Annotated in this window: 12 protein-coding genes and 2 pseudogenes; 3 read left to right on the forward strand and 11 right to left on the reverse strand. The window is 70.1% G+C overall.

Features of this window, described 5'->3' with window-relative positions:
* Window positions 1-134 precede the first annotated feature (134 nt).
* Together ACZ38L_RS36140 and ACZ38L_RS36145 are read left to right on the forward strand one after the other, a co-directional pair.
* Window positions 135-692, forward strand: a pseudogene (locus ACZ38L_RS36140) (Shedu immune nuclease family protein); the annotation flags it as partial.
* Window positions 693-1,133: 441 nt separating this feature from the next.
* The gene (locus ACZ38L_RS36145) at window positions 1,134-2,486 is read left to right on the forward strand and encodes a hypothetical protein (protein ID WP_465701712.1); all 1,353 of its coding nucleotides are present in this window, start codon (window positions 1,134-1,136) and stop codon (window positions 2,484-2,486) included.
* A gap of 249 nt (window positions 2,487-2,735) precedes the next feature.
* Here ACZ38L_RS36145 and ACZ38L_RS36150 read toward each other — a convergent pair whose 3' ends face one another.
* Genes ACZ38L_RS36150 through ACZ38L_RS36160 form a run of 3 tightly spaced genes read right to left on the reverse strand, consistent with a single transcriptional unit; the run spans window position 2,736 to window position 5,207 of the window.
* A complete protein-coding gene (locus tag ACZ38L_RS36150) occupies window positions 2,736-3,905 on the reverse strand; it encodes an oxygenase MpaB family protein (RefSeq protein WP_465701715.1) in 1,170 nt (389 codons plus the stop codon).
* A 29-nt stretch (window positions 3,906-3,934) separates the two neighbouring features.
* A complete protein-coding gene (locus ACZ38L_RS36155; RefSeq protein ID WP_465701717.1) occupies window positions 3,935-4,987 on the reverse strand; it encodes a polyprenyl synthetase family protein in 1,053 nt (350 codons plus the stop codon).
* Window positions 4,980-5,207 (reverse strand): hypothetical protein, encoded by a 228-nt coding sequence (locus ACZ38L_RS36160; RefSeq protein WP_465701720.1) that lies wholly within the window; start codon window positions 5,205-5,207, stop codon window positions 4,980-4,982. The genes ACZ38L_RS36155 and ACZ38L_RS36160 overlap by 8 nt, the downstream gene beginning before the upstream one ends.
* Before the next feature lie 318 nt (window positions 5,208-5,525).
* Between ACZ38L_RS36160 and ACZ38L_RS36165 the strand changes: the two are divergent.
* Window positions 5,526-6,651 (forward strand): annotated as a pseudogene (locus ACZ38L_RS36165) (hypothetical protein).
* A 54-nt stretch (window positions 6,652-6,705) separates the two neighbouring features.
* On the opposite strand, the gene ACZ38L_RS36170 reads toward ACZ38L_RS36165, so the two are convergent.
* The 8 genes from ACZ38L_RS36170 to ACZ38L_RS36205 all read right to left on the reverse strand — a co-directional run bounded on the left by ACZ38L_RS36170 (window position 6,706) and on the right by ACZ38L_RS36205 (window position 13,320).
* A complete protein-coding gene (locus ACZ38L_RS36170; protein WP_465701722.1) occupies window positions 6,706-7,755 on the reverse strand; it encodes a beta family protein in 1,050 nt (349 codons plus the stop codon).
* A gap of 373 nt (window positions 7,756-8,128) precedes the next feature.
* Window positions 8,129-9,577: an IS1380 family transposase gene (locus tag ACZ38L_RS36175; RefSeq protein WP_465701724.1), complete on the reverse strand. Its 1,449-nt coding sequence runs from the start codon at window positions 9,575-9,577 to the stop codon at window positions 8,129-8,131.
* A gap of 134 nt (window positions 9,578-9,711) precedes the next feature.
* Window positions 9,712-9,999 (reverse strand): hypothetical protein, encoded by a 288-nt coding sequence (locus tag ACZ38L_RS36180; RefSeq protein WP_465701727.1) that lies wholly within the window; start codon window positions 9,997-9,999, stop codon window positions 9,712-9,714.
* 48 nt (window positions 10,000-10,047) lie between these two features.
* Entirely contained in the window at window positions 10,048-10,848 is an 801-nt protein-coding gene (locus ACZ38L_RS36185) for a transposase (protein ID WP_465701732.1), read from the reverse strand.
* Window positions 10,845-11,360 carry a transposase gene (locus ACZ38L_RS36190; protein WP_465701736.1) on the reverse strand — a complete coding sequence of 172 codons (516 nt, stop codon included), beginning with the start codon at window positions 11,358-11,360 and terminating at the stop codon, window positions 10,845-10,847. Before ACZ38L_RS36190 ends, ACZ38L_RS36185 begins: the two co-directional genes overlap by 4 nt.
* A gap of 110 nt (window positions 11,361-11,470) precedes the next feature.
* Window positions 11,471-12,154 (reverse strand): hypothetical protein, encoded by a 684-nt coding sequence (locus ACZ38L_RS36195; RefSeq protein ID WP_465701740.1) that lies wholly within the window; start codon window positions 12,152-12,154, stop codon window positions 11,471-11,473.
* Between the two features lie 198 nt (window positions 12,155-12,352).
* Window positions 12,353-13,000 (reverse strand): nucleotidyl transferase AbiEii/AbiGii toxin family protein, encoded by a 648-nt coding sequence (locus ACZ38L_RS36200; protein ID WP_465701743.1) that lies wholly within the window; start codon window positions 12,998-13,000, stop codon window positions 12,353-12,355.
* Window positions 13,000-13,320 (reverse strand): hypothetical protein, encoded by a 321-nt coding sequence (locus tag ACZ38L_RS36205; protein ID WP_465701745.1) that lies wholly within the window; start codon window positions 13,318-13,320, stop codon window positions 13,000-13,002. The genes ACZ38L_RS36200 and ACZ38L_RS36205 overlap by 1 nt, the downstream gene beginning before the upstream one ends.
* Between the last annotated feature and the right edge of the window lie 278 nt (window positions 13,321-13,598).

Below are 13,598 nucleotides of genomic sequence, written 5' to 3' on the forward strand. Positions count from 1 at the left end.
GGTACCTCACCCCACTCGAAACCCGAGCCAGACTGCAGCACGACTTCACCCCCGCAGCGTAGAAACCTGCTGTCCAAGATCAGGGGGAAACTTCAGAGAGCCGGGCAACGACACGCGGGGCGGAGGCGGTCTGGCAAGCCTTCTTCGAGGCGAACCAGTGGATCTTCGGCTACGGCCTCAACCTCATCGCCTGCGAATCCATCGACGATGGGAAGCTAGAACGCATCACCACCGGCGCGAACATCTTCGGCGGGGCCGGGAAGCGCATCGACGCCATCATGCGGTCCAAGGGCCTGATCAGCAGCATGCTCTTCTGCGAGATCAAGACCCACCAGACGGAGCTGCTCGCCAAGGCCCCGTATCGCGCGGGCGTCTACCAGGCATCGAAAGAACTGGGCGGCGCGGTGGCGCAGGTGCAGAAGACCGCCAGCAAGGCCCAGCAGCTCATCTCCCGCGAGTTCCTCGCCCGGATCTACGAGGAAGACGGCACCCCGACCGACATCGAACTGTCCACCACCCGACCCCGGCAGGTCGTGGTGATCGGGAGTCTGCGCGAGTTCACCCACAACGGTGCCGTGAACCCCGAGAAGATCAGCTCTTTCGAGCTGTACCGGACGTCCATCCAGGACGTCGAGATCATCACCTTCGACGAACTCTACGAGCGGGCCTGCTTCATCGTCGAGGACCGTTGAGGCGAACGGCAGCGTGGCCGTCGTGCTCGGCTGACCGCACCGGTCGCGGTGGGTTCTGGACCTCCGCTGTTGGTCGCTCCGGTCGCGTCAAGAACCCTCGTCCAGTTGCTGCAGACAGGCAGCGACGGCAAAGGCGGCAGCACCGGATCTGCTAGCCCGACATCCGTCCACGGCCCCACCGGAGGCGCCCGTCCCCCAGTCCCTGCGCAGGGCAGCAGACCCCAACGCAAGAGTCGGATCCACCAGATGTCTGGTGGATCCGGTGACAGTTGGCCGGAAAGCGACAGGCGCATGCGGCTGAGGCTGCCGCGCCCGCATGGCACCGTGTGTGCGCCCCCAGGGTACGGATAGCGTCCTGGGCCAGTAGCCGTCAGAGCACTGCTTGGGGGAAGTATGAAGCCTGCCGATGGCCTTCTGGTCGGTCTCGGAGATTCATCACGGGTGGCGATCGACGCCGGAGAGGAGCTCGAAGGCCACGTCGAGGCGGCAGCGTCGGACGATGACGAGAAGCGGGAGAAGGAGGGCAGCGAGGTGCTGCGGCGCAAGCCCGGCCTGCATGCCGTGCGGGACCGCAGTTCGCTGCGCTTCGACACCCCGCTCTGGGAAGTCCTCCACACCCTGGCCCGCGCGATCGCTCTGTCCCAGCGGGGCGCCGGGCGGGGGCTGGCCGAGCACTGGGCCTGCCTGAAGTACACCCAAGCCCTCGGCGCGCCCAAGGAGTTCCTCCAGCTGACGGCGGAGGGACTCAACACAGCCAAGTACTACAAAGCGCTGCAGTCGGAGGAGCTAGGCATCGGCCTGGCCCTGACCACCGCCCGACGCCTGCTCCAGGCGCAGCATCCCGGCTACCTGGTGTCGTTCACGCCGGCTGACATCGCCCTGCGGGCCGGGTTCGTGCTGACCTCCGCCGACGCGGTGAAGAAGCGCAATCCGGGCGGGAACGCTCCCGGCCGCGTCGGCTACCAGTACCGGCCCGACTTCTTCGCGGAGCTCTGGAAGCCGGGCGCGCCCTCGCGCGCCGTACCAATCGCCGTCCGAGGCAACCACAGCGGCGCCTCCGCCTCCCACACCCAGCTCGCCGCCGCCTCGGTGCATGTCGAGGGCGTGCACATCGGCCCGTGGAACCAGACCCCGGCCCTGGTGTTCAGTACCGAGCTGCCCTCCGACGGACCGCTGCGCGTCCACCTCCTGCAGGCCGACGGCGACGGCGGCTGGCTCGCCGCACCGACGCGGCCAGGCACCGGGCTGAACCAGGCGCCGGAGCAGGAGAACATCGCTCCCGGGATCCAGGTGCCCGAAAGTGAACGGGATGACCCGCGGTTCGAGCAGCCCCCCGGCTGCCACATCGAGAGCGCCGATCACCTGGAATGGTTTCAGCAGGTCCTGGGCCGCACGGCCGCCGCCGGCCTCGGCGCGTTCGCTGGACACGACACCACCGCCGCTTCCTATCTGCTGCCGCGTCAGGGCAGCGATCGGTTCGCCGAGCCCGCGCACGCGGCCACCGACAGCGTCCACGACGCCGCGTACACGCTGCTGGGTCGGCGCTACGTGGGCACGGACCACGTCTTCCGGCTCAACCACATCCGCGTCGAAGCGTTCTCCGGCATCGACGCGGACCTCTTCGAGGACCTCAGTGGGGGCGACCTTGAGGGGTACCGCAGGAAGATCTACCGCGGCCGGCAGCAGCGCCGACGCATCGCCTGGGACCACGCCTGGAACGGGCCGGTGTCCATCGACGGCGACAGCACCGTCCTTGCCATCCACGCCGTCGACATCCACAGTCTCCCCCAGTAGCCGGAACGTCTGCTACCTCGAGGCATCTCGCCTCAGTTCGTGGGCGACATCAGCTCCTCAGCGGACGGTGTCGGCTGGCGCTGCGGCACGGGGCGTCCAGCGGACCGTACGCATCAGCTGACCGCCGCCGGGCCCCGCGCCGTCCCTGGCGCGGGGCCCGGATCCAGGCAGGGAGGGGATCAGTGGGTGGTCGGGTCGCCCGGCGCGACCGATTTTGCGAACCGTGAACTTCGCGCTCGCGGGCGGTGGTCAGGCCGGGAGTCGGTTGGAGAGCGGGGGCGGGGTCCAGGGGTCGGTGCGGTGTCTGGTGGAGGTGACGCCGTGTTCGTCGTGGAGGTGTTCGGGGATGGCGTACTGCATGACCCGGCCGCGGGTGAGGGAGCTGAGTTCGAAGCGGGTGGTGAGGTCGCCGAGGCGGTCCAGCGCCCAGGCGCCCAGCGGGGAGGAGTCCTCGATGCGCTCCAGGACGCCCAGCAGGGTGGGGGCGAGAGTGATCGCCTTGTCCCAGGTGGAGCGCGGGACTTGGAGCCAGTCGGCGCAGGTGTCGCCGATCAGGTAGCGGATCAGGGCGGGGACGACCGGGTCGAGCAGGGTGCCGGGGACGACCTGCTCGTACAGGTCGATGAGTTGGCGGGTGAGCGTGATGCCTTCGTCGGAGGGGCCCATATGGCGGGCCATGTAGAGGTCGGAGAAGTCGCGGGCCTCGGCCAGATCGGCGGGGGCGGCGCGGGTGTCGATGCCGAGGATGGCGCCGACCACCCGCCAGGCGTAGAAGTAGGCGTCGGCGCCCTCGTTGGAGATGTGGATGCCCATCCGGTGCAGGGCGTCCAGCACCTGGATGGAGAACATCATCTGACCGCCGATCATGTCCTCCTGGCAGATCGGCACGCCGAGGGCGGCTTCGTCCCAGCGGTTCTCGCGGCGCAGGTGGTGGCGGATGGAGGCGTGCAGCAGGCGGACCTTCTGGGCGGCCGGGAGGAACCTGCCGCCGGCTTCGAAGGCGTCGGGCCGCATCAGGTAGAGGGTGAACTGGCCGGTCTCGGCCATCCGCTTGGAGGGGTAGTCCAGTGAGTGGGTGGCGCTGAGCAGGCGGGCGACGTGCGGCACGACGTAGCAGGCGGGCATCGAGGCGAAGGACAGCGCGGTGGAGATGTGGACGTTGTTGCGGATGAAGAAGAGCCGGGCCTTCTCCATCTGGTCCCAGTCCACCCAGTCGGGTGGGGCTGCGGTGGTGTGCAGGTAGTCGTGGGCCTCGTCGGGGACGTCCTCGGGCAGTGGCTGGCCGGTCTGGGCGACCCAGCGCATCAGGGTGTTGAACTTGCCGATGTCACCGCGCTCGAATAGCGCGTCCACGACGGTGTCGGCCAGCGGGTCGCCCGTCAGGCGCAGGGCGTCCATCGCTTCAGGTGTCACGGTCATCGGGGTGCCCCCTCGTTCGGTGCGGCGGGTCAGGAGGTGCGGGCGGTCGCCGCGGCGACCAGGTCGGCGAGCGCGCCCGCGGCCTGCGGCGGGAGTGCGGCCCGGGCGAGCGCGGTGCGGGCGGCGGCGGCCCGCTCGCCGATCATCTCCTCGACACGGGTGCGGGCTCCGGAACGGACCATGATCTCCCGCAGCTCGTCGAGTTCGGCCGCACCGAGGTCGTCGCGGCCCGGCAGGTGCTGGAGCCGCGCACGGTCGGCGGGTGTGGCGCCGGTGAGGGCGTGTGCGAGCAGCGCCGTGGGTTTGGCGCCGGTGAGGTCGTCCAGGTTGGACTTGCCGGTGCGCCGCGGGTCGCCGAAGACGCCGAGCAGGTCGTCGCGGAGCTGGAACGCCTCGCCCAGCGGCACCCCGTAGGCGGTGAAGACAGTGAGGAGGGCGGGCGGAGCGCCGCCGAGCAGTGCGCCCAGGTGCAGCGGATGCTCGACGGTGTATTTTGCGGTCTTGTAGCGGATGATCTCAAGTGAGCTCTCCGCGTCCGGTGTTGCGCGGGTGCGCAGGATCTCCAGGCACTCCCCGGCGATCAGCTCGCGGGCGAGCGTGGCCCACAGGGGGCGGGCCCGTGCCAGGTAGGCGGCGGGTAGCCCGCAGGCGGCGAGCAGTTGTCCCGCCCAGGACATCAGCAGATCGCCCACCAGCATCGCCAACGCACGCCCCTGGGCCTCGCGTTCGGGCCCGTCGGCGACGGCCCGGCGCAGGGACAGGTGCGCGGTAGGCACACCGCGGCGGATCGGACTGTCATCGATCAGGTCGTCGTGGACCACGGCTGCCGCGTGCACCAACTCCATCGCCGCCGCGGCGCGCACCATGGCCTCGCTGTCCGGCTGGCCCGCGGCCCGCCAGCCCCAGTAGGCGAACGCGGCGCGCAACCGTTTGCCCTCCGCCACGGCCGCACGCAACTGCTCCGCCACCGGCTCCAGTTGGACGTCGATGGCGACCAGTAGCTCGGTCTCCTGCCGGACGAAGGCGCGCAGGACCTCGTCGACCCGCGCCCTGAGCTCTGGTCCCTGCAGCAGCTCAGGCATCGGGCGACGGCCGGCGGGAGGCTGCCGCTCGCCGGGCCACAGCCTCCAGGTGCGACTCGGAAGCAGGGGCGAGGCGGCCCAGCAGCAACTCGCCGCGCGCCCGCAACTCCTCCTGCCCGTCCGCCGCCACCTCGTGCAGGTCGGAACGGCCGAGCACGCCGCGCATCCGACGCAGCAGCCCCTCGGCCTGCTCCAATCCCACATCGATGACACCGGCCATAACCTGGACCACCTCGGTCCCCCGATCGACGCGCGCTCCCGCACTCCCCTGTGCTGACACGACTGTCCCCGCCCTCCCCAGTGACACGGGCTGCAGCGGCTGTCCGCCGGACGGCGGTGCACGGCACCCGCAGGCGCCGGTGATCCTTCCCCGACACAGAGCAGATCACCGTGAAGTCATTCGAATCAGCTATTTCCCTGACAAAGCATGCCGGCAGGGTCATGCCTTGTGGTAGAGAGTTCCACGCCACGCGGCACCGCACCCGACCGGTCTACCTGCTGGCCAACTCCCTTGGCCAGCAGGCGTGGAAGGACCCCAGTGATAGATCTCAGCAACTACGAGCTGCTCTGGCCTGCCGATCTCTTCATCGCCGAGGCCAACCACATCGCGGCGTCCGGCCGGCGGGACTGGACCTCCAGGGCCGCATGGCTGCTCACCGAGGCGTTCCAGGGATCCAGTGCCTGTTCGGACTTCGAGAACCTACCCGCCGCGGCCCCCAAGACCGACGACCCATGGGGCCAGCCCGACCTGCCCGCCTGGGTCCAGGCCCCGGTGCTGACGCAGAGGACGTGGTTCCGCGAGTTGGTCGACCGGGCGAAGGAGATCAAGCACTTCACGGAGCCCCGCCCCTACTGGCCTCACCGCCAGGGGCGGGTCACCCCCAAGGCGCCGGCGCACCCGGGCTCGGTGCGCCTCGGGTTCGCCCGGCTGGTCATGGAGATGCACGGCAATGGCTAATGGCTACCTTGGCGAGCAGTTCGGCGAGGAGCTGCCGGACGCAGCCGAGGTCTTGGAGTTTCGCCTGGGCATCGCGCAGCTGTGGCCCCTCAAGCCCCAGCAGTGGGACGAGGACACGTCCTTCGGCCTGGTGGAGGTGTTCCACGACCTGGTGTCGCGTCCACGCGACCGCCCCTACCATTCGTGGAACCAGTGCGGCTGGCACCACCGGGAGTTCCACGCAGGCCCCGCCCGGGTGCTGTACCGGTGGCGGGTGAACCGGCTGCTCGCGGGCGCGGGAATCCACTACCGACTGGCCGATGAGGGAGAGGACCAGGGACGGCTGGTGGCCGTGACGGACGACGCCCGCGCCGACCTCGTCCACCGGGCCCTGGCCGTCACCGACCCCGACATCAAACAGCGCACCGCGCACGCCATCGCCCTCTACCGCGGCCGCGGCCGCGGCGCAGCCATCGAGGAGAAGCGCTCAGCAATCATCGCCCTGGCCGGAATCCTCGAGGAGCGACGCGACCTGATCCGCACCGAACTCGGAAAGCCCGACGACGGCGCGCTCTTCATGATCGCCAACAAGTTCGAGATCCGCCACCGTGACGCCTCCCAACAGGAGGACTACGACCCGGCCTTCCTCGACTGGATCTTCTGGTGGTACCTGGCCACGGTCGAACTCACCACGACACTCGCCGGACGCCAGCAGGGCCACGGCTGAGCGGGACGCCCCTGGACCGCGCCGCGGCCGGCACCTCACGTGCAGGCGGCACCGTCAGGGCCTGCCCCGCTCGGCGATGGACCTGGTGACTGCGGCGAGGTGGTGGGAGGTCTCCCAGGCGCGCCGCTGGCTGGGGCCGCCGGGACCATCCGCTAGACCGAGAGCACGGAGGTGGATTTCATCGTCGCCCCAGGACAGGTCGGCGTGAGTGCCGCGCCAGACGTCGGCCCGGGTGAGTTGGCGGCATAGCCGGAGGGTGTCGACGCCTGCCGTGCCGACGGCTCGCACGACGTGCCAGTGGCGTCCGCTGGTGTAGCGCAGATTGGCGGGGGCGGCTCGCACGCGGGCGGGGGTCGGTGGGTCGGGGTGGGCGACGCCGTGGTCGCCGAAGTCGGGCGGCGGGCCTGCGGCCCGTCGGGCGACGTGTTCCCACAGGTCCAGGTCGTAGCGGCGTAGAGCGGTGAGGATGTGGGGTGTGACGCGGCGCAGTGTCGGGGGGAACGCCCCGCCGGCGAGGGTGACGTGACGCCAGGGCGTCGCACGTGCCCAGGTGAGGACTTCGAGTGCCCTGGGGACGAGGGCGGTAACCGCTTCCGCGTTGGGGAGGTAGCCGGCGGCGAGGAGCAGGTCGGTGTCCTGGGGCTGGAGCGCGACGGCGTCGAGGACGTCTTGCACGTCCTGGGTCAGTTCGCGCGGGGTGGCGGGCAGGTGGTGCAGGTTGATGCGCAGGCAGCCGCCCGCGCCGTGGGCGAGCTGGGTCTGGCGGGTCTCATCGAGGGAGCCGGCCGGGTCGGTGGTGCGGAAGGTGGGGATGAGCGTGTGGAGCCAGTCTCTGAAGTAGTCGCTGAGCCAGAGCATGGCGTGGCCACGGAAGCCGGTCCCCACGGCGCCGTGTTGCCAGAGCTGGCCGCAGTCGACGGTCACGGTGAGGTGTGCGGGAAGGTGCTCGCCGGCGTGCCTGGCGAAGGTTCGCACGACGTCGGCCAAGCGCTGGTCGGGGTGGACTTCGAGGATCGGGCGGATGCGTGCTTGCACGTCGGCGCTGGTGTTGCGCAGGGCGATGAACTCGCCCGCCTTGCCACGCAGGATCGGTACGTACTCCATCGGCATCCCCCTGCTGACGGTCGTGCGTGCGCTGCCCGGGGTTACTGTCGCCTCGTCAGTGTGCGGCGCTCGCCACCGTCACACCAGAGCGCGCAGACGGCGCACACCGTTCACGGGAATGAGCCAGGGCAGTTGTACGGCCGTTCGGGTACCGCCGCTCGGTGCTGAGACTGCACGAGTTCGTGCGCTCGATGGCAGCCGCGGTCGTCAGACCCGAATCCGCAGGTAGTGACCGGCGGCCAGTCAGTTGATCTCTGTGCTGGCCGTCGGCGTGTGTCCGGCGTGCGTGGGTAGGCCGGTGGCCCGGCTGGCGCGTCGGGTGGGCGGCTTTCCAGGGCGGTGTGGGTGGTTCGGGCCCGGTCGGGCGGGTCGGTCAGGCGGCTGGAAGGTATTGGTGGGAGCGGATCCGGGCGAGCGTGTTGGCGATCAACTCGCTTGCTGTGGCGGTGAAGTGGAGTTCGTGGCGGCGGGCGGTGACCGTGCAGCGGGCGGCCCGGTGGATCAGCAGGCGTCGCACGGTGGCGATGCGGCGGCGTGCCGTGCCCAGGGGGCTGAGCATCTGCAGCCAGGCGGTGAGGTTGTAGGCCAGGAGCGCGCCCCACATCCACATGCTGTTGACCGCGTGGGAGGCGGAGGGCAGGTGGTTGAGGCCGGCGCCGTGGGCGGTGTCGCGAAACAGTTCCTCGATCCTGGTGCGGCGGCGGAACTCCCACTCCGCGAGCGCGATGTCCTCGTCCAGGTCCAGGGGCTCGTTGGTGGCGAAGAACGAGTAGGCGTACGCGGCGTCGGCGATGCCGTCCAACACGAGGGCGAGCTGGTCCTTGCCCACCGTGCGCGAGCGGCGCGAGCGCGGGTCGGCGGACAGCTCGACGGCGTCGTAACGCACCCGCCGCGCGATCACCCCGGTGCCATCGGGCCATCCGGTGGGCACGTAGTCCAGCAGCGCGACCTGCGCGGTGGGGTAGTCCACAGCCTCGGTCCAGTCGTCCTCGTGCACGGCGGCCACCGCCCGCCACAGCGGTTGGCCGCGCGGCACCCCGAGCCGGAACAGGCATCCGCGGGCGACGATCTTCTCGGCGACCTTGCCCGCGTAGTAGCCCGAGTCGCCCTGGAAGAGGATCCGTCCGCTCGCCCCGGCCGCGCGCACCGCGTCCACCGCCCCGTCCACCTGGCCCGGTGCGTGGGTGCGGCCGTCCGAGCGGCCGTCCAGCAGGTCGGCGACCAGCACGGTGCCGGCCTGGGCCCAGTGCGCGGCGTGCACCCGCCCGGCGATCTCGCCCTTGTAGGAGCGGACGACCTGCTCCTTGCGCATCGAGTAGACCTCGATGTCCTTCGCGTCCAGGTCGATCGTCACCCGCCCGGTCAGGATCCGGGCCCGCTCGCCGACCGCAAGCGCGGACAACGCACGGGCGGTGACCCGCGCACACGCCACCTCAACGCCCTCGCGCCGGGCCTGATCGAACCGGGCGGCGAGCGTGGCGGCCGTCGTGGACGGCGGAACGGGCGCGGGCAGCAGAGCCTCACCGACCCGATCAGCCCGCAGCCGGTCGAACCCGACCAGGTGGTCCTCGCCGGTCAGCTGCACCGCCGCCAGCGCCAGCGCGAACTCGCCCCCGGACAGGCCCCGCTCACGTGCCTTGACCGGGCCGATCGCCGTGTCCAGCGCGGCGGTGACCCCCAGCGCCCGGTCCAGCTCGGCCACCAGCAGCAGCCCGCCGTTCTCCGTCAGCGACGCGTCCGGCACACCCACCCGCGCCCGCAACCGGGTCCAGCGCCGACCAGGGGTGCGGGAGGCGGTACGACGACGCGATATCGTCTTCACTCGGCAGGTGTCCTTGCAGGTAGAGCGATCAGGCGTAGAGAACCTCGATCATCTCAAACCCGCAGGGACACCTGTCGTCGTATCAGCCGCCGACCTCCGCCACTACCTGCGGATTCGGGTCAGAGCGCGGGGTCCTACGGGGACGGGTACCAGGAGCGCCAGGCCGCGCTGCCGTCGGGCTCTGGAGCGAGTCGCTCGCACAGGGTGTCGGCGACGGGCGTCGAGTGTCCGTTGTCGGTGAGGATCCGGCTGGCGAGGAAGGCGGCCGTGTAGAGGACGGTTGCCCAGATGCTGTTCGTCATGCTCGGTGGGCCGAGGTCCGGTGCGGTGCGGATGAAGTGCCCGTGGAGGACATAGGACTCGTACACCGCGAACGACGGGTGGATTCCGCGGGCGGACAGGCCACGGTAGAGGTGGTACATCGGCGTGAGGTCCTCCTCGACTTTCGATGTTCTGGCAGGCGTGGGTGATCACGCAGCGGTGTCGAGGCTGGCTGCGGCCCATGCCTGCTGGACGGCGCGGATTTCCTGATCGGTGGGCCCGCCTGGGCGGGTGGGCAGAAATCGGGCGGCGATGATCGTGCGGCGGAGCTTGGCGACCATGTCGGATAGCGACGGGTCGGCCTTGCTCGTGTACCAGGGCGCGCGCTCGCGGCGGTCGGTGGCATCGCTGGGGTGGTGGCCGTGCAGCGCGTACCAGGCGACGGTGAGCGTGTAGCAGTACAGGCCGAACGGGGTGGTGCGCTCGACCGCGGTGCGGGTGCGGCTTTGGGCCTGGCCGGCACCGAGCAGGTCGCGCGCCTCGGCGAAGGTGACCTCGATGGACCAGCGCCACGCGTAGCGGGTGATCAGCGCCGGGGCTGGCGTGGTCAGGTCGGTGGTGACCAGCGCGAGGTCGTAGCCGCTGTCGGTGTCATCGTCGCGCAGCAGGATCACGCGGACGGTGCGGGTGTGGAAGGAGCCGTACCACAGGCAGGTGATCTCGGCGAGGTGCACGGTCTCGGTGCGCTGGTAGCGCGTGACCTGGAAGGACGTGAAGGCGGCCGTCGCGGCCAACTCCCCGGCGGTGCCCAGTCGCTGGCCCTTCAGGGCGGGGCGGCCTCGCTTGCCGGTGCGCGGCGGGGCGAGGTCGTACAGCACCGCTCTGGCGGGCAGCCGGGTGGTGAAGGTGCAGGTGGCGGGCAGGTTCCGCAGGCCCTTGCCGTGGTAGGCGGCGTCGGCGACGACGTGGATACGCCGGCCGTCATGGCAAGCGGCCAGGAAACGGATCATGGACGCGGCGAGGTCGACCTTGCTCTGCTCGTGCCCCGGCCACCACAGGCGAGGCACACCGGCCGGGCCAGGAAGGGAAGTTGAACCACGAGGCCGACGACGACGAAGCAGGTCCCGCGCCCGACGGGTTTGGGGCCCTTGGCCGCGCCGTCGTGCTGCCAGGCCGCGCCGAACACCTTCTTCCCGCGCCGCTTGAACAGGGTGTCGTCCACCGCGAGGGTCAGCACCGCGTCCTCGGGCAGCAGGCGCCGCACGATCAGGTGGGACAGCGAGATGCCCAGGATGTCCGGGTTCCAGCGGGCGCGGGAGAAGAAGACGTGGGCGCGGTCGTGGGACCAGGTGCGCGTCAACCCGGCGCCGGTCAGCATCCCGGTGACCGTGCACCGCCCGGTCTGCGCGACCAGCCCTGTGACCAGCGCCGCGAAGGTCCGGAAGCTCGGCGCGGTGAAGCTCCCCCGCACCAACTCCAACACGGCGAGCAGCGAAGCGGGTACGGTCGGATCCGGAAGCATCGGCGGGTCCCTCACAGCAGGCGACGCAAGCACCGCCGATGCTTCTCTGCTGTCCCCACCCCACGCGGCCAGATGACGCCACATCACCCCACCGAGCGACCCAACGACGATCAACGAAAACGTCGAAAGTCGAGGTCCTCGTTGCTGAACCCCATTTCAGGCCCGAGTATGGTCAGAGCGTCCACGGTCTCGATCACGGTGAGCGCCTGCGGGGTCAGGTCACCGAACTCCGCGATGGTTGCGCTCAGGTCGAGGCCGCTCGGGGCCAGGCGGGGAACGTACGGCTCACGATGGACGGGCAGTGGCGCCGTACTGGGCTGCTCGGCGTTGCGCCGGGCGATTCCCCTGTTCGCCGCAAGGATCTTCGCAAGACGCTTCCGCGCCGCTTTTCTGTCCCTGGCCAATCTGTGGTTGGACTCCTGGATGTTCTCGTGCATCTTGACGTGCTGATGCAGTGTGTCCTGAGCGATGCGCACGAGAGCGTCCTGGCCGCCGTAGTGGAGGTAGAGCGCTCGTAGGAACGCCTCCAGCAGGCATCGTCCGAGTATCCGGACGATCAACTCGGCTCCCGCGTCGGCGGCCTGGGCCAGTTCCGCAAGCAGCAGGCAGCAGTGGCGCAGCGAAGCCGCCTCGTAGAGTCTGAGCTTCACCGTGGTTGATCCGGTGTCGAGCAGGGCCCATCGGTTCGAGGACAGGGCGGCATCGACCTCGCGGAGCAAGCTGGCTGTGCCGTCGGAGAGCTCCCGCGCGCTGGGCTCGGCCTGGCGCTCGTCGAACTCGGGCGCACTCACCATCGGCCGTCCCTCCCGCCCTGTCGTGTAAAGAAGAGAGTTATCGACCAACAAGCAGGATTGGCAAGTGAATTGTCTTACGGGTGGTCGTGACGGTCACTGGCTACACCGCTCGGGCGTCGTTGACCGCGCGAATCGGCCTTTGTACGGGCTCCGCCGATGGGTCCAGGGCATGTGTCTGCGTGAAGCGGGAGCAGCGTCCTACGGCTCGGCGAGTTCGTGGTGCCAGTCGGCGAACTGCTCGCGGATCGCGGCGGCCCCAGCGGGGTCGAGGCCGTAGGCGGCGAACTGCTTGTCGCTGTAGCGGGCCACGCGCCGCAGCGCGTCGGCGAACATCCGCTCGTCGAACCCGGCGTCGTTCTGAGCGGCGAGCTCGATCAGGCGCTGGCGGGAGTAGCCGGCCCTGAGGAGTCCGTCGACCTCGATGGCGTCGCGGACCTCCGCTCGGCTGAACAGCGCGCCTGTCTTGCCCGCGGCGACGTCGTCGCGGTGCAGGACCGGTCCGAGGTCGGAGGCCACCGGCGGGTGGTGAAGGAACTCGGCCACCAGCTCGACCTTGCTCTGGAATCCGGTGGCCGGGTCGGTGACGTTCATACGGGCGTAGGTGGGCACCTGCTGCGCGATCTCGACCGTGTACCCGGCGGCCTCGTACGCCGCGGCAGCCCGCGCGACAGCGGCCGGCATCTCCTTCGCCGCTCGATCGATCGGCGCGAACAGGTCGACATCGTCGCTGAGCCGGTCCACGATGCGGTGCGCCTGAACGGCGTAACCGCCCGCGAGGGCATAGCCGTAATCCTCGGCGAGGGCGTCCAGCCCGATCCTGATCAGCCGCCGGTGCAGGTCGTCCACTACGCGGCAGCCGCCCTCGGCCCAAGGTCAGGGAAGCGCGCCTGCCAGGCCGCACGGGCTTCCCGAGGCAGGAACAGCTCGGGCCAGACACTCAATAGGGTGCCCCGGTCCAGGTGGGCGTGCAGGTCATCGGGGGTCTGCGCCTCCCGGATCACCCTCTCGTACATCAACACGAGGTCGGCATGATCCGCGAGGTCGTAGAAGTAGGGCGGTCCCCAGTCGATGTGCCGCGGCAGCACGACCGCGCCCGTCGTCGGCCCGGCCAGCAGGCCGAGCGATACCGGCAGCGCATACGGCTTGGCCACGGCATACCTACTCATGCTCTTAGTCTGCCGCACGACCGGCCGTGGCGATGGCAGATCGCCGATCGCGGCCGGATCGGCACAGTTAGTACAGCCCCCTGCTACGGCGTGGCAGGGGGCGGGCGTGCCAAGAGCGGGCTGGTCACTGTCTCCGGCCACCCCGGCACGCGTCTGCTGGTCACTCTCGGCGACGGGTGAAAGCTGACCGCTGGACGGCGGATGAATCGGGACCCACCGGAGCAAATCCGACCCTTCTTGCGATCGTCTGATCATCCTGATCCCCGTCGAGGGTCAGG

Source organism: Kitasatospora sp. NPDC024654 (genome assembly GCF_055559155.1).

Bases quoted from the DNA above. Each gene is read 5' to 3' on its own strand.
- ACZ38L_RS36150 (WP_465701715.1), bottom strand. From the start codon at position 3,905: ATGACCGTGACACCTGAAGCGATGGACGCCCTGCGCCTGACGGGCGAC.
- ACZ38L_RS36195 (WP_465701740.1), bottom strand. From the start codon at position 12,154: ATGGTGAGTGCGCCCGAGTTCGACGAGCGCCAGGCCGAGCCCAGCGCG.
- ACZ38L_RS36180 (WP_465701727.1), bottom strand. From the start codon at position 9,999: ATGTACCACCTCTACCGTGGCCTGTCCGCCCGCGGAATCCACCCGTCG.
- ACZ38L_RS36155 (WP_465701717.1), bottom strand. From the start codon at position 4,987: ATGCCTGAGCTGCTGCAGGGACCAGAGCTCAGGGCGCGGGTCGACGAG.
- ACZ38L_RS36170 (WP_465701722.1), bottom strand. From the start codon at position 7,755: ATGGAGTACGTACCGATCCTGCGTGGCAAGGCGGGCGAGTTCATCGCC.
- ACZ38L_RS36185 (WP_465701732.1), bottom strand. From the start codon at position 10,848: ATGATCCGTTTCCTGGCCGCTTGCCATGACGGCCGGCGTATCCACGTC.
- ACZ38L_RS36205 (WP_465701745.1), bottom strand. From the start codon at position 13,320: ATGAGTAGGTATGCCGTGGCCAAGCCGTATGCGCTGCCGGTATCGCTC.
- ACZ38L_RS36160 (WP_465701720.1), bottom strand. From the start codon at position 5,207: ATGGCCGGTGTCATCGATGTGGGATTGGAGCAGGCCGAGGGGCTGCTG.
- ACZ38L_RS36190 (WP_465701736.1), bottom strand. From the start codon at position 11,360: ATGCTTCCGGATCCGACCGTACCCGCTTCGCTGCTCGCCGTGTTGGAG.